This is a genomic window from Paenibacillus glycanilyticus, assembly GCF_051200795.1.
In the GTDB taxonomy this organism is placed as follows: Bacteria; Bacillota; Bacilli; order Paenibacillales; family Paenibacillaceae; genus Pristimantibacillus; species Pristimantibacillus glycanilyticus.
This window is the reverse complement of sequence record NZ_CP195155.1, coordinates 552,267-573,984: the sequence shown is the minus strand read 5'-3', so window position 1 is coordinate 573,984 and position 21,718 is coordinate 552,267. Positions and strand designations below refer to the sequence as shown.

17 protein-coding genes are annotated in these 21,718 nt (G+C 55.6%); 3 read left to right on the top strand and 14 right to left on the bottom strand.

Going from position 1 to position 21,718, the window contains the following annotated elements; translation table 11 throughout:
* Positions 1-867: 867 nt before the first annotated feature.
* Both ACR9FF_RS02695 and ACR9FF_RS02690 read right to left on the bottom strand, forming a co-directional pair.
* A complete protein-coding gene (locus tag ACR9FF_RS02695) occupies positions 868-3,285 on the bottom strand; it encodes a 3-hydroxyacyl-CoA dehydrogenase/enoyl-CoA hydratase family protein (RefSeq protein ID WP_435168774.1) in 2,418 nt (805 codons plus the stop codon).
* A 102-nt stretch (positions 3,286-3,387) separates the two neighbouring features.
* A complete protein-coding gene (locus ACR9FF_RS02690; protein WP_435168772.1) occupies positions 3,388-5,622 on the bottom strand; it encodes a (Fe-S)-binding protein in 2,235 nt (744 codons plus the stop codon).
* A gap of 240 nt (positions 5,623-5,862) precedes the next feature.
* Between ACR9FF_RS02690 and ACR9FF_RS02685 the strand changes: the two genes are divergently transcribed.
* The 3 genes from ACR9FF_RS02685 to ACR9FF_RS02675 all read left to right on the top strand — a co-directional run bounded on the left by ACR9FF_RS02685 (position 5,863) and on the right by ACR9FF_RS02675 (position 8,699).
* Positions 5,863-6,015 carry a hypothetical protein gene (locus ACR9FF_RS02685; protein ID WP_248757393.1) on the top strand — a complete coding sequence of 51 codons (153 nt, stop codon included), beginning with the start codon at positions 5,863-5,865 and terminating at the stop codon, positions 6,013-6,015.
* 28 nt (positions 6,016-6,043) lie between these two features.
* Complete coding sequence (locus tag ACR9FF_RS02680) at positions 6,044-6,862, top strand: electron transfer flavoprotein subunit beta/FixA family protein (RefSeq protein WP_127499493.1); 819 nt, start codon at positions 6,044-6,046, stop codon at positions 6,860-6,862.
* An 853-nt stretch (positions 6,863-7,715) separates the two neighbouring features.
* On the top strand, positions 7,716-8,699 hold the full coding sequence (locus ACR9FF_RS02675; protein WP_435168769.1) for an electron transfer flavoprotein subunit alpha/FixB family protein: 984 nt from the start codon (positions 7,716-7,718) through the stop codon (positions 8,697-8,699).
* Positions 8,700-9,295: 596 nt separating this feature from the next.
* Here ACR9FF_RS02675 and ACR9FF_RS02670 read toward each other — a convergent pair.
* The 12 genes from ACR9FF_RS02670 to ACR9FF_RS02615 form a co-directional block, all read right to left on the bottom strand.
* Complete coding sequence (locus ACR9FF_RS02670) at positions 9,296-9,973, bottom strand: SOS response-associated peptidase (protein WP_132311183.1); 678 nt, start codon at positions 9,971-9,973, stop codon at positions 9,296-9,298.
* A 178-nt stretch (positions 9,974-10,151) separates the two neighbouring features.
* Complete coding sequence (locus ACR9FF_RS02665) at positions 10,152-11,000, bottom strand: helix-turn-helix transcriptional regulator (protein ID WP_127498841.1); 849 nt, start codon at positions 10,998-11,000, stop codon at positions 10,152-10,154.
* Between the two features lie 163 nt (positions 11,001-11,163).
* Positions 11,164-11,946: a hypothetical protein gene (locus ACR9FF_RS02660; protein WP_435168766.1), complete on the bottom strand. Its 783-nt coding sequence runs from the start codon at positions 11,944-11,946 to the stop codon at positions 11,164-11,166.
* Between the two features lie 30 nt (positions 11,947-11,976).
* Positions 11,977-12,426 carry a flavodoxin gene (locus ACR9FF_RS02655; protein ID WP_435168764.1) on the bottom strand — a complete coding sequence of 150 codons (450 nt, stop codon included), beginning with the start codon at positions 12,424-12,426 and terminating at the stop codon, positions 11,977-11,979.
* 63 nt (positions 12,427-12,489) lie between these two features.
* Positions 12,490-13,341: a hypothetical protein gene (locus ACR9FF_RS02650; RefSeq protein WP_435168762.1), complete on the bottom strand. Its 852-nt coding sequence runs from the start codon at positions 13,339-13,341 to the stop codon at positions 12,490-12,492.
* A gap of 42 nt (positions 13,342-13,383) precedes the next feature.
* Positions 13,384-13,533, bottom strand: coding sequence for a hypothetical protein (locus ACR9FF_RS02645; protein ID WP_248757397.1), 150 nt, complete (start codon positions 13,531-13,533; stop codon positions 13,384-13,386).
* Between the two features lie 72 nt (positions 13,534-13,605).
* Positions 13,606-13,845: a hypothetical protein gene (locus ACR9FF_RS02640; protein WP_435168760.1), complete on the bottom strand. Its 240-nt coding sequence runs from the start codon at positions 13,843-13,845 to the stop codon at positions 13,606-13,608.
* Positions 13,846-14,190: 345 nt separating this feature from the next.
* Positions 14,191-15,582 carry a glycoside hydrolase family 30 protein gene (locus ACR9FF_RS02635; protein ID WP_435168758.1) on the bottom strand — a complete coding sequence of 464 codons (1,392 nt, stop codon included), beginning with the start codon at positions 15,580-15,582 and terminating at the stop codon, positions 14,191-14,193.
* Positions 15,583-15,614: 32 nt separating this feature from the next.
* Entirely contained in the window at positions 15,615-17,075 is a 1,461-nt protein-coding gene (locus tag ACR9FF_RS02630) for a glycoside hydrolase family 30 protein (RefSeq protein ID WP_435168756.1), read from the bottom strand.
* Complete coding sequence (locus ACR9FF_RS02625; RefSeq protein ID WP_435168754.1) at positions 17,062-19,044, bottom strand: glycoside hydrolase family 2 TIM barrel-domain containing protein; 1,983 nt, start codon at positions 19,042-19,044, stop codon at positions 17,062-17,064. The genes ACR9FF_RS02630 and ACR9FF_RS02625 overlap by 14 nt, the downstream gene beginning before the upstream one ends.
* A 115-nt stretch (positions 19,045-19,159) precedes the next feature.
* Complete coding sequence (locus tag ACR9FF_RS02620) at positions 19,160-20,758, bottom strand: extracellular solute-binding protein (protein WP_201008968.1); 1,599 nt, start codon at positions 20,756-20,758, stop codon at positions 19,160-19,162.
* A gap of 60 nt (positions 20,759-20,818) precedes the next feature.
* Positions 20,819-21,706, bottom strand: coding sequence for a carbohydrate ABC transporter permease (locus tag ACR9FF_RS02615; RefSeq protein ID WP_127498859.1), 888 nt, complete (start codon positions 21,704-21,706; stop codon positions 20,819-20,821).
* Positions 21,707-21,718: the final 12 nt, after the last annotated feature.

The window sequence follows — 21,718 nt, the reverse complement described above, 5'->3', positions numbered from 1 at the left end:
CGTGGCAGGTAAGACCCTCGCAGGGGCTTATTTGCTTCTCAACCCTTGTTTCGAGTAACTTTTGGCTTGCTCGCGGGGAGATAAGACCCTGGGAGGGTCTTATCCCGTTCCGGTCACCAGTAAACTTGGCAGATAAGGCCCTCGCAGGGGCCTATTTGCTGCTCAACCCTTGTTTTCGAGTAACTTTTGGCTTGCTCGCGGGGAGTTAAGACCCTGGTAGGGTCTTATCTCGCTCCAACTCCCGGTGAACGTGGCAGATAAGACCCTCGCAGGGGCTTATTTGATGCTCATCCCTTGTTTTCGAGTAACTATCAGTTTGCTCGCGGGGAGTTAAGACCCCGGGAGGGTCTTATCCCGCTCCAACTCCCGGTGAACGTGGCAGGTAAGACCCTCGCAGGGGCTTATTTGCTGCACATCCCTTGTTTTTGAGTAACTATCAGTTTGCTCGCGGGGAGTTAAGACCCTGTGAGGGTCTTATCCCGTTTCAACTCCCGGTGAACGTGGCAGATAAGACCCTCGCAGGGGCTTATCTTGCCTACACTAATTCCATAAGGGCTTAACTTAGGTAAGCCTGAAGTTACGTTGGATTGGCTCCAGTAAAACAACGCTTTTTGCCCCGCATTATGGGCCTACATTGGATTTCCTACAGTCTATTTCGCCAATGCAGGCTACTCCGAAGGCAAATGGCCGATTTTATTGCTTGAAATCCAATGTAGAGTTACTTACTGGTCGATAACGCATCATTATGTTGGATGAAATCCAGTCTGAGCGGGGAGTCTGTGCCACAGGTCTACGAGCTGTGTCTATACCAATGTCCCAGAACACCGGCACATGTGCCCGATGCACCCGCGCTCACTCCCCCTCCGCTTAATTCCGCAGCGGCTTGCCGGTGGAGAGCATGTGGCTCATGCGATCCTGCGTTTTGCGCTCGCCGCAGAGGCTGAGGAAGGCTTCGCATTCCAGGTCGAGCAAGTACTGCTCGCTGACCTCCGCTCCCGGCGCGGCATCGCCGCCAGCCATCACATGCGCGAGCTTATTGCCAATCAGCGCGTCATGCTTGCTGATCTGCCCGCCCAGCAGCAGGCCATGCACGCCCATGCGAAGCACGGCTTTGCCTTCGCGGCCAGCCACGCGGACGCGAGCCTCGGGCTGCGGCGTATAGCCCGCCCGGTCCAGCTCGAGCACCGCCCGCTTCGCTTCGGCAATCCGCGCGTCCTGCCGCATAATGACGCGGTCCTGCGGGCGCTTCAGCCCGATGCGGCCAACATCAAAGCCGCTGGTGGACGTTTTGGCCATCGCAACCGTCTCGAACAAAGCGTTCAAATGCGGCTGGATTTCGCCGCCCCCTGCCCTTGCCGCAGCCATAACGGCTGCTTCTTTCGAGCCGCCGCCTGCCGGGATCAGTCCTACCCCGGTCTCCACGAGACCGAAATACGTCTCTGGCGAGAAAATAATCTGGTCAGCCGGCAGGCAGGCCTCGACGCCTCCGCCAAGCGTCATCCGGTGAGGCGCGGCGACGACGGGACGGTCTAGTTTTTTGATCGACAGCATGCTGCTCTGGAACATCCGGATGATGTCCTCAACCTCATCCCATTCGCCGTTTTGCGCCTCCATCAAGAGAAGCAACAGGTTCGCGCCTACGCAGAAGTTGCGCCCGTCGTTCGCGATAACAAGCCCGCGCCAGTTCTTGCTGACCTCCTCGGCCGTCCGCCGTATAGCCGTCAGAATCTCGCCGCCGATGGCATTGTTCTGCGAATGGAATTCGAGACAGACCACATCGTCGCCAAGATCGATGAGGCTTGCATCCGAGGTGCGCAGCACCGTTCTGCCGGCTTCCTTAAGGGCAGCAAGCGAAATCTCATCCGGTGACAGCTCTTCGGCCGCATACCCTCCGCCCCCGCTGGCGTATATGAGCCGTTTGCCTTCCCGCACTTTATAAAAGCTGCCGTTCCCTTCCGCAATCCATGTCAGTACCCATTCCGGCACCTCGTCGCCTTCGGCCTTCATCCGGGCTACGGACTTCTCCAAGCCAAGCGCATCCCACAGCTCAAACGGCCCAAGCTCCCAGCTGAAGCCCCATTTCATTGCTTTATCGATATCCGTGATGGAGTCGGCGATAACGCCAACCAAGGCTGCCGAATAGAGAAGCGTGCGCTTAATCGTCTGCCACGCAAACTGAGCGTATTTATGCTTCGGATCCGTGCCGATAAGCGCCCGGACCTTGCCGCCCGTGCCTTTTGCCGCCTTGGCCGCATCGATGATCGGACCCTTTACCGAGCTCCTCGGCCGGTAAGCAAGCGATTCCAAATCAAGCGATTCGATCTCGCTGCCGCCCTTCGGACCCTTGATTTTCCGGTAAAAGCCGCCGCCGCTCTTTTCGCCCAGCCGACCCGATGCCACCAGTTGCTCCAGTAGCGGAGGCCTTGCGAACGTCTCGCGTTCAGCCGCATCCGTGCTTTTCTCCCGGACGTTGTCGACGACATGAAGCAGCGTATCGAGGCCGACCAGATCCAGCATCCGGAACGTTGCCGTCTTGGGCCGCCCCATCGCAGGCCCCGTCAGCGCATCCGCTTCCTCCACCGTTAGGCCAAACCTTAGACCCTCCTCCAGAGTCACCAGCATGCCGTATGTGCCGATCCGGTTGGCGATAAAGTTAGGCGTATCCTTCGCCACAACAACGCCTTTGCCAAGCCGTTCCTCGCATAACGCGGTCAATAGTGCCGTAACCTCGGGAGCGGTATCGCTCGTCGGCACAACCTCAACCAGCTTCATATAGCGCGGAGGGTTGAAAAAATGCGTCACCGCAAAATGCTGCCGGAACGTGTCGCTCCTGCCCTCCACCATCTCGGCCACCGATAATCCCGATGTGTTGGAGGATACAATCGTACCCGGCCTCCACACGCTCTCCACACGCTCGAATAGGCTTCGCTTCACATCCAGCCGCTCGACAACCGCCTCCACAATCCAATCCACCTCAGATAATCCCGCCAGATGATCCTCGAGATTACCAGCCGTAATCCGCCCGGCAAAAGACGGCTCATACAGCGGAGCAGGCTGCGCCTTCGCCATGCGGGCAACGGCAGCTTGCGCAAGGCGGCTGCGCACCTGCGGGGAAGCCAGCGTCAGCCCTCGTTTTTCCTCCTCCGGAAGCAAAGCCTGCGGCACGACGTCGAGCAGCAGCACGCGCATGCCGGCATTCGCCAGATGCGCGGCAATTCCCGCGCCCATAACGCCGGAGCCAATGACGGCCGCGCGCCTCACCGTACCCGTTCGATTCATCGACATTGATTAGTCCCTCCTGAAAAAAAGTATCCTGCAAATAGCCGAGATAGGCGGTTCTTGATGGTTTTTGCTTTGACAGCATGATCCGTCTTTTTGAGCTAGCCGTTAAGCCGTCTCTTTGCCGAACACGCTTGCCGCAAGCAGCTCCGCTACATCGCGCGCCGCCGTCTGTTCATCGGCCTCCAGAAGCTTCAGCCCGTCTTCCATCATCGTCAGGCAATATGGGCAGGCCGAGCCGATAACCGTAGGGCGTACCTCCAGCGCTTGCGATACTCTGGCGCGGTTAACGCGGACGCCGCTTTGCTCCTCCATCCACATGAGGCCGCCGCCCGCTCCGCAGCACATGCCGTTCTCGCGGTTCCTCGCCATCTCTTCGATCTCGATGCCCGGAATCGCCTTCAGCACCTCGCGCGGTGCATCGTAGATGCCGTTATAACGTCCGAGATAGCAGGAATCATGGTAGGTGACGCGTTCTTTGACGAGATGCTCGGGCGTTAACCGCCCATCCTTCAGCAGCCGGGCCAGCAGCTCCGTATGATGCTCGATCCTGACGTCCGATGGAAGCCCAAAGTCCGGATACTCCTTGCGGAAGGTGTTAAGCGTATGCGGGCAGGCTGTTACAATACGCGTTATCCCGTAACGGACGATGGTCTCGATATTTTCACGGCACAGCTCCTGGAAAAGCAGCTCGTTGCCTATCCTGCGCGGGGTATCACCCGAATTCCGCTCCTCTGCCCCAAGCGTGGCAAACGACACTCCCGCCTGGTCGAGGAGCCGCACGAGATCGTACAGCACCTTCCGGCTTCGCGTATCGTATGAGCCCATGGAACCTGCCCACAGCAGAAAATGTGGCTTTGGCGCTCCCGCGCGCTTGATCTCCTGCATCGTCTTCACCCGGACGCCGGTACGGCTCTCGCACTCGTCGATCCAAGCGGCGCGCTCGGCTCTCGGAAGTCCCCATGGATTGCTTTGGCGCTCGATATTTTGCAGCGCGCGCTGACCGTCGGATGGCAGGCGCCCTTCCATCAGCACGAGATAACGGCGCATATCGATGATTTTATCGACATGCTCGTTGCCAACCGGGCACATCTCCTCGCAGTTGCGGCAGGTCGTGCATGCCCACAGCTCCTCCTCGCTCATGACGTCGCCGATCAGCTCCAGCTCATCCGGCTTCGTTCCTTCCCGGGCATTCCAAGCCTGCTTCTGCGCCGTCATGGTTGGAATAATGGAGGTTACGCTTCCTTCCGGACTGTCCTCCCAGGACGGAATCAGCGCGCCCATCACATGCGCCCCAGCCGCATGCCCGCCCATAAAGGTTGGAACCCAAGGCGACTTGGACGTAATGGCGGCGCCTTTTTCCGTGAGATGATCCCGGAGCTTCGTCATGAGATGCATCGGCGACAGCAGCTTGCCGGTATTCGAAGCCGGGCAGACATTCGTGCAGCGTCCGCATTCCACGCAGGCGTACAGATCGAGCAGCTGCTTTTGCGTAAAATGCTCGATTTTGCCCGCGCCAAAATACTCCGCGTCCTCATCCTCCAGATTAAGCGGCGCCAGCCGGCCTACCGGCGTTTTGCGCCCAAGCCATAAATTCACGGGAGCCGTCAGCAGATGAAAATGCTTCGACTGCGGCACGTACACAAGGAAAGAGAGCAGCACCAAAAGATGCAGCCACCAGAATAGTTCGTAGCCCGCTTCCGACGCAATGCTGCCTGCAGGCACGCCAAGCTTCCCGATCCAGTCCGCAAGCACGGAAGAAACAGGCGCGAAACGACCAGCCACAGCATGCGGATCCCCCGACAGCCGCTCGAAGGATAGCGTCAGCAGGACGGTCAGCATCAAGCCGCCGATAAACCAAAGGACAAGCGAAGGCTTCCAGCCGCGTTTCAGCCTTGGCAGCTGCTCGATATACCGGCGGAAAGCCCCGTACAGAACCGCGAGCAGGACAAGCGAGACCGTCAGCTCCTGCGACCAGGCGAACTGGCCGTAGAAGGGAAACGGGATCGGGTGACCGCTGAGTTTTTTCCAGATGATATCCGCCGCTCCAAACTGCAAAATGATAAAACCGTAAAAATAAATGAAATGCATGACACCGCTCCGGATATCGCGCAGCAGCTTGCTATGCCCGAGTACCTGGCCCGCTACCGAGGGACGTCCCGCTAATTCCCTCCGCTCATCCGATGGCATCGCCTCATGGGCAGCCGCCCGGCCAAGCTTGATATAGCTCACCCTGCGCAAGACGACCGTAACAAAAGCGAATGCGGCAAGCCCCAATACCGCCGCGAACAAAATCCACCTGATTGCAGCTGTCGCCACATCTGCCGTCCACCACTCCAGCAATGGCCACGCCCCCTTTTGCAGCCCTCGATTCGGACAAGCTTTTTAGCGTTGTGACAAGGTGAAACGGCTGCTCCTTCCCGTGGCGGGAGAGCGCGTTTCAATCCGAAGAATTTCAAGCCATGTTTACAAGAGAAAAACCTTATAAACGCTTGGAATTCAAGGTGAAACGGCTGCTCCGGCCTTTAGGAAGGGCAGCATTTTCAAAAAAACCGCGGTGCTCCAGTATATGAGCCCGAAAGCATGAACATGCCGCCCCTTTCGCCGGTGCGGACGGTCTATTTGGCCGAGTTGACTCATATCGTAGCACTGATGGAAAGCGGTTTAGCCGAGCCTTGCAGCCGGCCCTGGCCATGCTGCGGAGAGTGGTGCGAGCCGGGCGAAAATGGAGCATGAACTATAGTCTGAGGAGGTTGCTGCAGTGCTGAACATTGTCGTTCTACTCAAGCAGACATTTGATACGGAAGAAAAAATTATCGTAAAGGATGGCGCCGTCGCGGAAGCGGACGCCAAGCTCGTCATTAATCCCTATGACGAATATGCCCTCGAGGAGGCGCTGCGCCAACGCGAGGCGCATGGCGGCGAGGTACGGGTGGTCTCCTGCGGCGGCGACCGCTCGGAGGAAGCGTTGCGGACCGCGCTTGCGATGGGCGCGGATGAAGCGATCCGGCTCGACGCGGCTACCGTGGAGAGCGGCGACAGCTTTGCGCTGGCCGCTGCCCTCGCGAAGGTTATCGAGCCGCTTAAGCCGGATCTGCTGCTGGCGGGCTTGTTCGCCGTCGACAGCGGCTCCGGGAGCGTCGCGCTCCAGGTCGCGGAGCGGCTTGGTCTGCCGCATGCGTCATCAGCGGTGAAGGTTGGCATTGCAGGGCCGGATGAAGCGAAGGCATCCGGCGAGCTGCCGCCGGGCGCAGCGTCGGCGGCGAGGTTTGCTGTCGTGGAGCGCGATGTCGAGGGCGACACGGAGACGGTTGTGATCCCGCTGCCAGCGCTGATCACCGCGCAGCAAGGGCTGAACGAGCCGCGGTATCCTTCGCTGCCGGGCATTATGAAGGCGAAGCGGAAGCCGCTCGCCCGGGTGTCGGCAGCCGCAGGCGGCGAGGAAGAAGGCGCGCGGACATCGCGCCTTGCGCTTTTTCCGCCGGCGCCGCGCGCAGCCGGCCGGCGCCTCGCCGGGACGCCCGGCGAGCAGGCGGCGGAGCTTGTCCGCCTGCTGCAGGCGGAGGGCCAGCTGCCGCAGTGAGGCAGCTGAACGGCGTTAACCGTTAAGGCGGCTAAGGGGAGCGCTGCCTTAGATGCGCAACCCACCAACATGACAACCTTTTCTCATTTGCCGGTTGTAAAGGTCCCTAAGGGACCTTAACTTGCCACACAACTAGCTTATTCAGTTAGTTAAAAACCCTCAGGGACCTTAACTTAATGCGTACCCACCAACTTGGCCGCTTTTTTGCTCGTTCGCTGATCGTTAAGGTCCCTAAGAGGCCTTAACGAGTCACACAACTAACTTATTCAGCTGGTTAAGAGCCCCCAGGGACCTTAACTTTATGCGTACCCACCAACTTGGTGGCTTTTACTCGTTCGCCGATTGTTAAGGTCCCTAAGGGGCCTTAACGAGTCACACAACTAGCTTATTTAGCTGATTAAGAACCCTCAAGGACCTTAAACCATATGCATACCCACCAACTTGGCGGCCTTTTTGCTCGTTGGCTGATTGTTAAGGTCCCCAGTATCTAAATTATCTGGCAGGTTAAGTGCCCTAAAAGCTCTTAACTCCTCACCGCTCCTAATCAAGAAATGTATCTAATAAGGCCCTGTCAGGGTCTTATCGAAGTATTTCATCTACTTAATAGTTTGGATAAGACCCTGCCGGGGTCTTATCGTAACCGTAAAAGCCAGAAAACCATTCAAAAGACCTGACGGCAACAGAAATAAGACCCTATGAGCGTCTTATCCTATGCAATCGCAACTCAACCTATTGCAATAAAGCCCTCTCAAGGTCTTATTGACTTCCCAACGACCAAGCAGAAAGTTACTTCAGCAACTTAGGAGATAAAATTTCATTTGCAGCCTCGACCTGCAACAAAGGAGGAAATAAGATGGGAAGAACGATACTCGTGTTCGCCGAATGCCGGGACGGCAAGCTGCGCCGCGTCGCGCTTGAAGCGCTTGGCGCCGCGCGGCGGCTGGCCGGTACGGACGGCTCGGTCCATGCCGTCCTCGCGGCTCCCGGCGGCGCGGCCGATGAAGCAGCCGCGCTCGCTGCGCGAGGGGCGGACGTCGTCCATGTCGCGGACGACCCGGCCCTTCGCGCTTTCGCGCCAGAGGCGTACATCGCCGCCTTGCGCGCAGCTATTGAGACGGTAAGGCCGGACGCGCTGCTGCTCGGCCATACCGCCGTGGGGCGCGAGCTCGCGCCCCGCGTGGCCGCGGCCATCGGCGCCGGCCACGTCGCAGACGTGACCGCCATCGACGAAACCGATGGCGTGTTCACGCGGCCGCTCTACGCCGGCAAGGCGTTCGAGCGGCGCAGCTTCACCCCGGGCCGGCCGTGGGTCGTCACGGTCCGCCCGAACAACTTCGAGCCGGCCGAGACCCTGCCGGCCGGCGAGCCCCAAGGCACCGTGCAGGCGCTGCCGTTCACGGTGCCGCCAATCCTGACCGCGGTGCGCTCGCTTGTGCGCCGCGCCGGCGGTCAAATCGATCTCGCCGAGGCCGACGTGGTCGTCTCCGGCGGCAGAGGCGTGCGCAGCTCGGCCGGCTTCGAGCCGCTGCAAGAGCTCGCCGGCGTGCTCGGCGGCGCGGTTGGCGCCTCGCGCGGCGCTTGCGATGCCGGCTACTGCGGCTATGCCCTGCAGATCGGGCAGACCGGCAAGGTCGTTACGCCGCAGCTCTATATTGCCTGCGGAATAAGCGGCGCCATCCAGCATCTTGCCGGCATGAGCCAATCGCGCGTCATTATCGCGATCAACAAAGACCCCGACGCGCCAATCTTCAGCGTTGCTGACTACGGCATCGTCGGTGACCTGTTCGAAGTTGTTCCGCTATTAACCGACGAGTTCCGCAGAACGCAATCCGGTTAACTTAGCGGTCCTAAGCATTAACCAGGCTAAACATTGGGACGGTTAATCCTCTTGGTCCTCCTAACGAAACTACAGATTCTTATTTCGCCAAAAAGAAGCCCAGCGCAATTCTAACGAAACTACATATCGCTATTGCGGCTAATTGGCCCTCTAAACCATTCAAAATCACCAAATAGCGATACCAGGTTTCGTTAGATTCCGCAAACTGCTTAAATCGGCCAAATAACGTTACCTAGTTTCGTTAGCGCAGTTTTCCATAATATTTTGAGACTGTTATCGGGGTTTCCGGGGGTTCCGGGGGTTCCGGGGTTTCGGGGTTCCGGGGTTCCGGGGTTCCGGGGTTCCGGGGTTCCGGGGTTTCCGGGGTTTCCGGGGTTCCGGGGTTCTAGGCTCCCGGCTCCCGGAGCTTACCTGGCTTCCAGGCATCCGAACTCCCGAACTTTCCGGGGCTCCCGCCCCCTCGACCTGCTTTTTCTGACCGGGCTGCGCTTGCTAGCCCAGGCTACCCGCCCTTACCCAGTCACCCGGCGAGCACCGCCGGCCACAAAAAAAAGACTAACCCCGCAAGCAGAGCTTGCGGGGTTAGTCCCTTTCAATCATTTCAAAGCAAAATCCGGGCGGATCTCCCGGACGCAGTCCGGAGATTCGTAAGCTTCGTCGTTCACCGCGTTGGTGACCGGGTAAGCTCTCATGCGGTAGCTGTCCATCGGCTCCAGATGCTTGCGCAGCGAGCGGAAGTCCGAGATGCGGGGATTCAGCCAATCCTCCATCCCCTCTTCGTCCATAATGACCGGCACGTTAGGCTGCCATTGCGACATCGTTCCGGTTGCCGGAGCGGTAATCATCGTAAAAGCGCGCACCTCTTGCCCGCTGTAATTCCGCCATACGTCGAAGAAGCCGGCAATCCCGAACACTCTGCGGTTCGGCACCACGATATGCATCGCCCGCGAATCCTTCTCCTTCTGTCCCTTCTGCCAGCCGAAAAATCCGCTGCAAGGCACAACGCAGCGCTGCTTGCGCAGCATCCGCTCGAGAAAAGGCTTGCTGGACAGCATCGAGCTGTCCGCGTTAACGGAATCTTTTGCCCAGAACGGGAACAGTCCCCATCTGGCGTCATGCATCGTCCGGAGTCCCCAGCGATCGTTCATCACGATGGACACCGTCTGCGTCGGCGCTACATTAAACCGGTTCGTGTAGCAGTTAATCAACTGCTCCACCTTAAAAGCCTCAATCATATCTCCAACATCCGCGGTAATGGAATAACGTTCAATCATGTGCAATAACCCCCAGCGCTTTTTAACCACAATAGACATAATGTCAGTTGAAAAACTGGCATTATGTTTGGCGATAAAACCTACCCATAAACGAGGTCGCTCATCTTCGAGAAGCCTCTATAGAGGTTTTCTCACCAAGTATTCTCAAAAGCGCAGGATGATTATGCGTTCCTTTCCATTAATTCGTGAATCGTTTGCGGAATTTAAGCGGCGGCATGCCGGTCTGCGCGGCAAAAAGCCTGGAAAAATGCGGCGTCTGACGGAATCCCGTCTCCTCCGCCACTCTCGCGATCGGCCAGTCCGTCTTGATCAGCAGCAGCTTCGCCTGGTCGAGACGGTAATACAGCAAATATTGCTGCGGCGTGCAGCCGAACACCTCGGTCATGCAGCGGGTAATGTAGTTCGTATGCAGCTGAAGCGCTTCGCTCAGCATCGTATTCGTAATGACGCTGCGGTAATTCATTTTCAAATAAGCGGCAGCGCGTTCCGCAACCGATACCCCGGCTTTCGCCGCATCCGAGCGCCAGCCCTCGTCAAGCATCTGCAGCAAATGGAGAAAACGCTGCTGGCGTTCCCAGAAGGCGCCATGCGAGGAGCTTTGCGCCGCTTCATGCAGCTGGGAGAACAGAAGCTTCGCTTCGTCCGGGAACGATAAATGCATTTTTTTCGGCAGGCGAATGGCATACGTGTAATAATCCCCGCGCAGCGAGCCTTGGCTTGCCTCCGTTTCCTCCCAAGCTCCAACCGTCTGGAAATGCACCCAGTCAAAAACAGTCTCCTCTTGGCAAGGCTTAAAAGAGTGATGCCAACGATCCGGCCGCAAAATAAGCACATCCCCGGCTTGAAGGGTCCAACGGTTGCCCTCCTCCGCAATATAGAGCGCCCCCTGCTGAACGAACAGCAGATCAAATACGCCCAGATTCGTCCGGTTCGGATGCTCTTCCCCCGCTTGATAGGTTCTCCGATTCGATTCTATGAAAAACGGCAGCGGCGGCGACCGAAAGGTCAGCAGCAATTCCTCCGACACAATAAACCTCTCCTTGTTGTCTCAATGGTGTGTATGTATGCAAAAACTTCATAAAAGCTATTGCCATGTTACCGAAATCATAGGCATTTGTCTACAAACTTCGACAGATCCCGTCTATGAAAAAAAAGCCCTATTCTTCTAATAGAAGAATAGGGCTTTCCGGTTACATCATAATAGCTTCGGCCGATTCCTCAACCGGGCTCAGGCATTCTCCGAGAAACGGGCAGCGGCGGCATTCCGCGGACTCTTTCGATTTACGCAGCCGCCCTGCCGCAGACGATGCTTCCGGCATAAAGCTTACCGCCAGCTTCATATAATCCAGCGACTTTTCAAGCGACTTCTTATCGGGATACACGATAAGCCGATTGCCGCTTAAGACGGACAGCACTTCAATTCGATACGGCAGCCGCCCAAAGGCGCTTGAGCAAAAAACCGCCGTCAGATGCTGGAACAAAGCGATGATCTCTTCTTCCTCGTCAACGATGTATTTGCGCACGATGTAATCGGATGGATGACCGTTATCGCTTTTAAGCACCGCCTGAAAAATTTGCATCAACTCCACCCGGAGCTCCGGCACAAAAACCCGATGCTGCTCGAACAGAATGATCGGAGTAGTGGATTGTTCGCTTGCTAATAAGGAATGCAGGCCGTCAATTAATCGCTGCCTGATCAACCAATAATGCTCCGGAGACTCGAATTTCGCTACCTTGTTGGTCCACCAACGCTCGAGCGTGTCCGGGATAGAGAAATGAGATCGTTCTCCCTCGGGCGTCATAAAAAAAGCGTTCACCACTTGGCTGACGGCCACCTGGGCAAGCTGCACCCAATTGACCTCCGCCTTAGCCGATTGAGCGGCTCCCTGCCGCTTGGCATACCGGTACGGACATCTCAGGAGCTCCTCCAGCTTATAATCCTCAATTACCGTCCCCTTTGCTGCAGCTTCCACAGCCGGCCACCTCCCCGGAACTTCATCGCTCTATTTAACGGCAGGCACTGCTCCGGCAATCAGCCAGCCTGCTGCCTTGCACTCGATCATCTGATCCTTGGACGGATCGAATTCAACCTTCAGGCCAGGCAGCACCAGCTCCGCGCCAATCTCCTTCAGCTTCGCTTCAATCGTATCCACCGCCCCGCAGAAGATCGGGTACGAAGAATCCCCGGAGCCAAATACAACGGCCTTGCGTCCGCTTAAATCTAGATTGCTTAACGCTTTGTAAAAATCTATGAATTCACAGGGCAGCTCACCGTCTCCCCAAGTATAGGCGCCAATCGCAATGCCCTCATACTGGTCCAGCTCGGAAGCATCCGCATCATATGCATCCCTTACGACAACCTCCGCGCCTGCTTCCCTTGCGCCGGCGGCTATGGCTTCCGCCATCTCCTCCGTATTTCCCGTCAAACTTGCATACGCCACAATGACCTTCATGAAGACCTCCTGAATAATGTGCGAAAAATGCAGCTGCTCTCCTTAGAAGGAACATCAGCCTGCTTAGATATCTAAATATTGAATGCCTTGAAATAAGGTCGCCATGTACAATCTGCCATCCCGCAGCTCTACGTCCGTTACCGGAAAGCCAAGCTTTACGGACAAAAGCGCGAACCGGTTCTGAATCATGCTGAGCCGGAACAGACCATGATCCGTGCACAAGTAGGTATCAATGCCAATCGATACAACGGAGAAAATAAACTTGCCGCTGAAGCGGACCCGATCGAACAGGCCCCTTTTATCCCCGACCAGCAGCTCTCCCTTCTCGCTTGCTCCAATCAGATGCCCCCGGAATACCGATAGGCTTGTGACTGCCCGGTTCAGCTCGAACTCGGCCCATTCGTCCATAAACCGGTCATACAGCGCAATTCCGCTCTCATGGCCAACAACGAGATATTGGGGAAGGTTCATGAAGTCGAATACCTTTTTGCCCGGGCAGGCAAACTTTTGCCATTCGCCTCGCACTTCCGACCACAGCCCGTATTCGGTCGCCGCATAGCCGGTTCCGCCCAGGATGCGATATTGGGAGCATGGGACCGCTAGTCCCGTGTCCACCCACTCCTCGTCCTCGTACAGGAATAACCCTTCGCTCGTGCAAGCATGCAAAATACCGCTCTGCAGCTGAAGCCGGTTCACGCTTGCCTGAGGCGGCAGCCCCGCCGCCAGCTTCGTCCACTCTCCGAACTCGTCAATCTCGTATACGCCGTAACCGACCGACGCGGCTATGATCGAATCTTGGCTAACCCGCACCGACGAAAAAGGGAACAGCATCCAGTTCCACGGCTTGCCTTCGTGACTGATCTGATCCGCCGTATTCCCCGGCTGACCATTCTGATTAAACCGACTTTCCTTCACATTTTTCAGCTCCAATGCTATGTAAGGCCTGCCCGCGCAGGCTTACTTGTTGTGTTCTTTCCGTTCATCTGCCTTATGAATGATGATGGACTCGACCTGCCACGGCTTTGATTCCCGTTCTTCGCTTTCCGTCTGACGAACCGGATGTATTTGCTTTTTCTTCTTCAAGACCATTTCATACAACAAACCCAACGTTAGAACCTCCCTTTGCGCGAAGCCCGGACCTCTTTCCCGGTGGTGCGTATGCAACTACTGCCCATCCTATTATTGATAATGATTATCAGTTTCGTTAAATATATGATAACCATTCTCAATAGCACTGTCAACCGTACCCAAGTCCTTAAATACTTCGCCTTCTTCTAAGTCAGCTGCGTGAAATTCGACACCAGTAGCAGCCATGCCATACCGGCATGACTGCTCTCGCTCGCAAATGTTGTGCGTAATGTTACAAGGTATGCCTGCTCCCGCCAAAATATTAGTCTTGCTGACAAATTTTCCGTTCAACTTGTCAGACCGGCTTGTCATTACCTTGCACTTTATGCAGCATATTTCACTCCCTTAAGCCGATTCTGCGTTCTACGTTGCACGAAATGCAGTAAATATCCCTTTTGGGCATCGGAATGAGCCTATCTAAGCGAAATATCCTGCAGATCGTGCAGCATAAACGGACAAAACAGGCACCTTGAGCCAATTATGCTGTAAAACGTGCAACGCAGCCCGCCTCCCCCACCACATAAAAACGCCCGCCGGTTGCAACCAGCGGGCATCGAACGCTCTGGCACAAGTCCCCCGAAAATAAGATAAGAAAAAAGGCTGTCTCCACGAATGGAGACAGCCTCTTCTTTATTCCTACCAGCGGTACGTGCCGACGGTTCCGGCAGGAAGCGTCGCTTCAAATTGCTTGCCGTCGCAAAGCACGCGGAACGGCTGTTCCACTTCCGTTTGATTGATAACGACCATAACAAGCTTGCCGTCCGGGTTGCGGAACGCCACATTGGTTACCGTCTCCGGCGACCCGTAAGTGCTGCCGATCCGGTAAGCGCCGCGCTCGACAAAGCGGGAATATTGCGCAAGCAGGTTAAACTCCGGCGTACGCCAGAACCGGCTTGGCTCATCCGCATCCTGCACAAGCATCGTTGGGCCGGGCTGCCCCAGCCATTGATGCGTGCCGATCTTGCTGTCGAGCATCGTTACCCAAGCGTTATAGCTGCACGCATAGTTGCGGAAATATTGCGCCATCCGGTCTGCGCCGGCCGTTCCCCACAAGGAACGCTCCGTCAGATAAATCGGCTTCTCCGGATAAGCCGCATGAATCTCGCTCATCACTTCCGGCGAACCGTCATAGTCATGGAGCGCGATGCCGTCAACCGCCGCATAGCCTTCCGAATCATTCAGAATCGGCGTGACATAACCCATCGCATCCGCGAAGTTATGATCAAAGATCCATAGCTCCGTTTCCAGACCATGCTCCTCGAACTCGCGCTTCAGGGCAATCGCCAGCTCGCGCTGACGTTCAGGCGACATGTAGCAGCTTGGATAGTCGGTTTCGAGCAGCGGCTCGTTTTGCAGCGTCATCGCGCAGACCGGAATGCCATGCTCCCCGTATGCCTGAATAGCCAGGCGGTAATATCTCGCCAGCGCTTCCGTGTACTCGGCGCCTTCCTTCAGGCTTCCCCGCTTCAGATCGCCGTTAGTCTTCATCCAGGCCGGCGGGCTCCAAGGCGAAGCGAAAATTTTTGCATCCGGCACGGCTTTTAGCAGTCTCTGCACCGTTTCGAAGATCGACAGATCGATATCCTTCCGCACGCTGAAATGCTTCAGCTCGAAATCGGACTCTCCCTCGGGAAGATCGTTATACGTATAGAACGGCTGCGCGGTGAAATCCGAGGTCCCGATTGTAATCCGGAACAGATTAAAGCCCAGACCCTGCTCCTTGTCCGCCAGCTGCTGAATAAAGCTCGCCTGCGAAGCAGCGTCCATCTTCAATAGATTGTTGATCGTTGTCTCTTCCACCGAAGTCCCGATACCCAGCATCTGTTGGTACGTATGTGCAGGCGTAACTAGAATCGTCGTTTGATCCGAGACGGAAGGAGCGGTTAATGCCAGCTTCGGCTGGCCGCTTAACGCATAGGCCGGGTCCGTTGGCCCTTCAAACCAGCGGGTGTTCCCCGGGGTCAATTCCGAGCTGAGCCACGCTTCAACTTCTTTTGTCGATACTGCCGTTTTGAGTATTGCAGACACTTGCGTCTCCTCCTCTATCCCACTTTGTTTTGTTATTTGCTATTAGCCGTTCCCGGCCATACAAACGTAGCCACCGCGCCTGCCGGCATCGTATAAGCTAACGATTTGCCGCCGAGCTTAACTTTCAATTCTTTGTCTTCGCTTGCCGCATTCAGCGCAACCAGTACGATGCTGCCGTCCGGATTTTTGAAGGCGACCTGCTCGATCTCCCCGCTTACCGACTCGCCGGATTCAATGCGGTATGCACCGGATTTCACGAATTTGCTCGCATGGCCGAACGAATAGTATTCCGAGTTAAACGTCACATCGCCCGAGCCCTGATTAATCGTTACGACGCCCATACAATCCTTGCAGCCGCCGATTGTTGGCCCATAATTCTCGTCGAGCGCAAGATTCCATTTCAAGACTACCTTCGACCAGTTGCGGGTTGCGCCGATAATCAGATTCTCCATATCCCATTTCAGGTTGCCGCCGAAGTCCGTTGACCAAGCCCCGCCGCTGCTTTCGGTGAAATAGAGATTTTTGTCCGGATGCGCGTCATGCACCTGCGCCTGATTGCCAACCTCGCCCGCATAGCCGTGGAAAGCCGTTCCGTCTACGTATTTCGAGGCATCGGGATCGTTCAGAATGGTCAGCGGATAATACGGCTCATCCCAGTTATGATCCCAAACGACGATCTTGGACTTGATGTTGTTCTTCTCAAAAGCAGGACCAACAAAGTTCTTGATCAGTTCGGCCTGCTCGACCGGCTCCATCCGCATGCCCGGATAATCCTCCGGCGTATAATGCGGCTCGTTCTGAAGCGTAATCGCGTCAAAAGGTACGCCTTCCGCTTCATAGCCCTGAATCATTTTGACAAAATAATTCGCAAACGGCTCATAAGCATCCGGCTTCAGGCTGCCCCCGATCACGGAGTCGGTTGTCTTCATCCAGCCCGGAGCGCTCCATGGGCTACCCATCAGCTTCAGATCCGGGTTGATCTTAAGCGCCTGCTGAAGCGTCGGAATGATGTACTCCTTATCGTGATCGATCGAGAAATTATTCAGCTCCGGATCGCTTTGACCGGAAGGCATATCGTCGAAGGTATAGTTCTTCACGGCGAAATCCGATGCCCCAAGCGGCACGCGCATATAGCTGATGCCAATTCCCTTCTCATGGTCGAACAGCTTGTTCATCAGCTCTTCCCGCTGCGAATCGTTCAGCTTATTGGCAATCAACCAAGCCGAGGAATCCGTCAAGGAAGCGCCAAAGCCATCCATTTGCTGATAGACCTTGCTGTCATCGATCATAATGACATTCTCTTCGGAATCCTTGGCCTTCGTCAGCTTCAAGCTTTCCTCCTGCTGCAGCAGCTTGCTCTTGTCGGGAGTCGTCAGCCACACCTGAACCTGCCCGCCAGCAGAGCTTGAGCTGCCTGAATGGCCACCGCTGCAGGCCGTGACCAGCAAAGCTACCAGCAAGACGGGAAGCATAACGGTGCTAAACCTTCTCATTCGCCGCTCCCTCCAGCTTTTGGCCCAAGCCGCCGTTATGACGGGTAATTGCGCCGTAATCGCGGCGGATGAGCGGTGCAACCGGCTTCTCCGTGCCGCGGTCCATATGGATAATGCCAAACGTATCGATCCAGTTGTTGTGGTTCACGTACCAGTCGTACATAATCCAGAAGTCGATGCCGGCTACATAGCCGTCCGGGTTGTCCTCTCCCTCCGCACTCAGGGTTCCCTTCTCCATCAAGGCGCGAAGCGTTTCTTCATAAGTAAGGACCTGCTCGCCTTCCATGCCGCCGGAGGACCAATGGCCGAACTCGGTATTAAGGATGGGTTTATCCGGGAAGATACGGTTTGCTTCCTCCAGGAACTGCCGTGTCCCTTCGTAATACGTCCCGCCATGGAATATGCCAAAGTACATCGTCCAGGCGGCTACATCCAGCGGTGCCATCGACGGATCATGCGGACCCGGCTGGTCGGCTGCAGAGCTTTGCGTCAGAAGCCGGCCATCGTTGTAATTTTCTCTTAGGTCACGGACAAGGCGTTCGTTATAAGCGAGGCGAAGCCATACGTCCTTGGATTCGTTTTGCGTACTCCACATAAGCACGGACGGACGGTTATACTGCGAGAACACCATCTCGCGCCACATTTGATCGGCAAGACGCTTCTCATCCTGCGCTTCGTAATGCTCGGTCTCGAACTGCCAGAGCGGAATCTCGCTCATCGCCATAAAGCCCATCCGGTCAAGCAGCAGATACGTGTACACATGGTTCGGATAATGTCCGGTTCTAACCATATTCACGTTCAGTGCACGGATCTGCTCGAGATCCGTGCGAATCCGGTCCCAAGCCGCCGTGCGTCCGGTATCCGGCCATTCCTCATGACGGGCAATGCCGGCCATAAAGACGGATTGCTCATTGAGCAGAATTCGGGTTTTATCCGTCCGGACCGTCCGAATGCCGAATTGCGTGCTGAACGAGTCCTGCGCCAGAGTCGCGGATCCTGCCGCTGTCAGCCTGAAGGTCGCGACATACAAATATGGCTGCCAGACCGACCACAACTTAGGATCCTTTACAGTCACTTCGAATTGCACAACCTTCACTTCATCCGGCTGCAAGGCGAGCTCCGTGCGCATCGGTTTATCCGTAACGGCCGGCACGCCAATAAGCGAGGAAGCCAGCGGGGATTGCAGGAAGTTAGGCGCTTCCGGGTCTGCCTCCAGCAGACTGCCTTCCAGCCCTACTTGAACCGCATCATTGCCGCGGTTATGCAGTACAACCTTCACGTCCAGCCTGCCGCTCACATCCATCGGAACGATATCCGCCCGGACGATCGCGGCCTGTGGAGTGATTTCAATATAGAGATCATGAATAATGCCCGTATAATTGAAGAAATCCGTTCCCGCTACGGCCGGAATCGTATCCTTCCGGCTTCCCCACGGCGGGTTATCGACTCGGATGCGGATCTCATTGTCTCCCGTGCGCAAATAGGCCGTTAGATCAAAGGCAAACGGAGTAAATCCACCCTCATGGCAGCCCACCCATTCCCCGTTGATCCAAATATCCGCTACATAGCTGATGCCAAGCGATTTGAGCGTGTAAGCATAACCTTCATTTTTGCTTGCAATCGTGAATGCCCTGCGATACCAGACACCGTCCTCATACGTTTCCGCCGCATTCGCTTCAGGCAAGCCGGTCAGCTTGTTCTCCGGCGAAGGAACCGTATGCGGCTGCCACAGCTCGGACGCTGTACCGCGCACGTAATCCCCTTCCCGGCTCTCCAGCTCCTTCAGCCAGCTCTCGCTGCGGTCCGCCATCGAGAAATCGTGATCCATCGACAGGCGGCGCTTCTGCCACTCGCCGTTCAGCGTGATCTTGCCTCTTGTCTGAGGCTCGAAGGAAGGTACCGGAATACCGTTCTGAAACGGAACATTTACGCCGTTTACTTTTTCCAGCGTTAAGGTTGTCTTCAGCATGATGTCTCTCCTGTCTCTCTTTAATGAAGTGAAATAAAAAAGGAGGATGAGGACGAATGCGTACGCCGATCCCTTACGCACAGGTCACACATCCCCCTTGGTCATGCAAAACCTATTATTTTATTCCTTGCGCGTCAAACGATTTGTTCGCTTGCTCTTGCACGTATTTCAGTACATCGTTCACGCCGGCTGCTTCCAGCTGCTTGCGGTAAGTCGCGAGCGCCTTATCCACGTCTGGAACAAGACCCATCATCAGAGGCATGCCGTATTGCTGAATAACCGAGTTAACGGCTGCTTGCTGCGATTTCACGGGAGCATAGTCCATGATAACTTGCGCGAAAATATTTGGTTTGCTTTGCGATTTGAACTCTTCAAGCAGAGCGTCGAAGCCTTCCCAGCCGCCGGCTTGCTTCACGCGTTCCATCGATTCCACGCGGTAGCCCCAGCTTGCGATACCATAGCCTTTGAAGTCTTTTGCATCTACGCCTGCAGGAGGCGTAACGATATGCTTGCCGTCTGCATCCATCGAGTAGTCCGTGCCTTCAAGACCGTAGCTCATGAGATCATAGTACTTCGGATCGCTGCGAAGCTTGTCGAGAACCATCAGGGAACGCTCTGCGTTAGGCGCGCTCTTTGGAATAGCCATTGCATTGTTAACCGACAGCGTAGGTACAGTCAGGTTGTGGAAACGGCTGAACGGGAAGTAGCCAAGCTTGATATCCGGATTGGATTTTTCCATACCCGTGATGAAGCCGCCAGCGCCTGGAGCATTACGCCAGTACACAGCACCTTGACCGGTTTTGATTGCGTCGCCGGCTTCTTTTTGATCAGACAGAGTATCGGATTTCCAGAAGCCCTTCTCCGACCAAGTCTTCATCTTCTTCACCCACTCTTCAAACTCCGGAGTGAACGGATAAGCTACGATGTCGCGTGGAGTGTCGTACGATTTCGCTACGATTACGCCGCTGTCGCCGCCGATTTGCTGGTAGCCTTCGAATGCTTTGAACATCGTGAATACTTCGTTGTAAGCTTTGCCGTTAATCGGCGTGATGCCCTTGGCTTTCTTCACGCCTTCCAGGTAAGCCTCGATGGAGTCAACGTCTTTGATCTCTGGAAGACCAAGCTCTTGTCTCCAGTCGTCACGGTACACAAGGCCATCCGGCGTGTATTCCGGATAAGTTGCTGGAACCGCGTAGATTTTGTCGTTAACGGTAGCTTCCTTCCAGTCCTGCTCCGATACGCTGCTCCAAGTTGTAGGAGCGTACGTTGGCAAGAGGTCGTTCAGAGGCATAAAGGCGCCTTGGTTTGCGAATTTATAAAAGTCCGCCCATGAGGAGGCGAAGATCATATCAACTTTCTCGCCGGAAGCAAGCAGCAGGTTATATTTGGTCTGCCAGTCCGTCCACGTCGTGAAGTTCAGCTTAACGGTCGTATTCAAGTCTTTCTCAAGCATTTTGTTCCATTCCGCAACAACCTTCTCCTGGTCCGGAGCCGGATCGCCGAGCAGGTACCAAGTCAATTGAACCTTTTTCGAAGTGTCCGGAGTTTTTGCATCCGTGCCTGTGTTCGAGCTTGCTTCCGTACCCGGATTCGCGCTTGCATTCGAAGATTTGTTCGAATTGTTATTGTTGTCGGAACCGCAGGCTGCAAGCATACTTGCCATAATAGCCGTCGAAACGAGCACAGTGCCCATTGTTTTTATCTTTCTTTTCATGCTTGATGACTCCTCCTTTTATTTAGTGAACCTATATGTTAGCCGGCCTTGGGGCCGGTTCTAACCTTTCACGGCGCCGATCGTCAGCCCTTTGACGAAGAAGCGCTGAACAAACGGGTACAAGAATACGATAGGACCGGTCGCGATAACGGCTGCGGCCATCTTGAGCGTCTCGGCCGGAGGCTGGAACGTAGGAGACAGGTTGCCTGCCACGTTTGTCTTCAGGACGGCTGCGCTTGCGAGAATCTTGTACAGCAGGAACTGCAGCGGATAATGGGATTCGCTTGTAATGAACAGATTCGCCATGAACCAGTCGTTCCAGTAGCCAAGCGCCATAAACAGGCCGATTGTGGCAAGACCGGGACCGGAAAGCGGCAGGATCAGTCTCAGATAAATCGTAAACTCGCCCGCGCCGTCAATCTTGGCCGATTCAACGATGGAATCCGGAATCGACTTCATGAAGTTTTTCATGAGGATGATGTTCCATGCGCTCAGAAGCGACGGCACGATAAGCGCCATATAGGTATCTTTCAAATCAAGGTGCTTCGTAATCAGGATGTACCAAGGAATCAGGCCGCCGCTGAACAGCGTCGTGAAGTAGATGAAGAACGACAGCTGATCACGGTACTTGAAATCTTTGCGGGACAGAACGAAGCCCGCCATGGAAGTCAGGAACAAGCCAACTGCCGTACCCACAACCGTAATGAAGATCGTTACTTTGTAGCCGTCAAAAATTTGCTTCGGATTACTGAAAGCGGCTTTGTAAGCATCCAGGGAGAAGGTCTCCGGAATAAGGCTGAAGCCTTTCGATATAATCTGGATCTCCGGCGTAAACGAGCCGGAGACGATAAGCAGGAATGGCAGCAGGCACAGCACGGTCAGGATGGTGATCAACACGTAACCAATGATGTTAAAAACGATTGTTGCTCTTTCCATTTTAATTTTCATGTCGATTCCCTC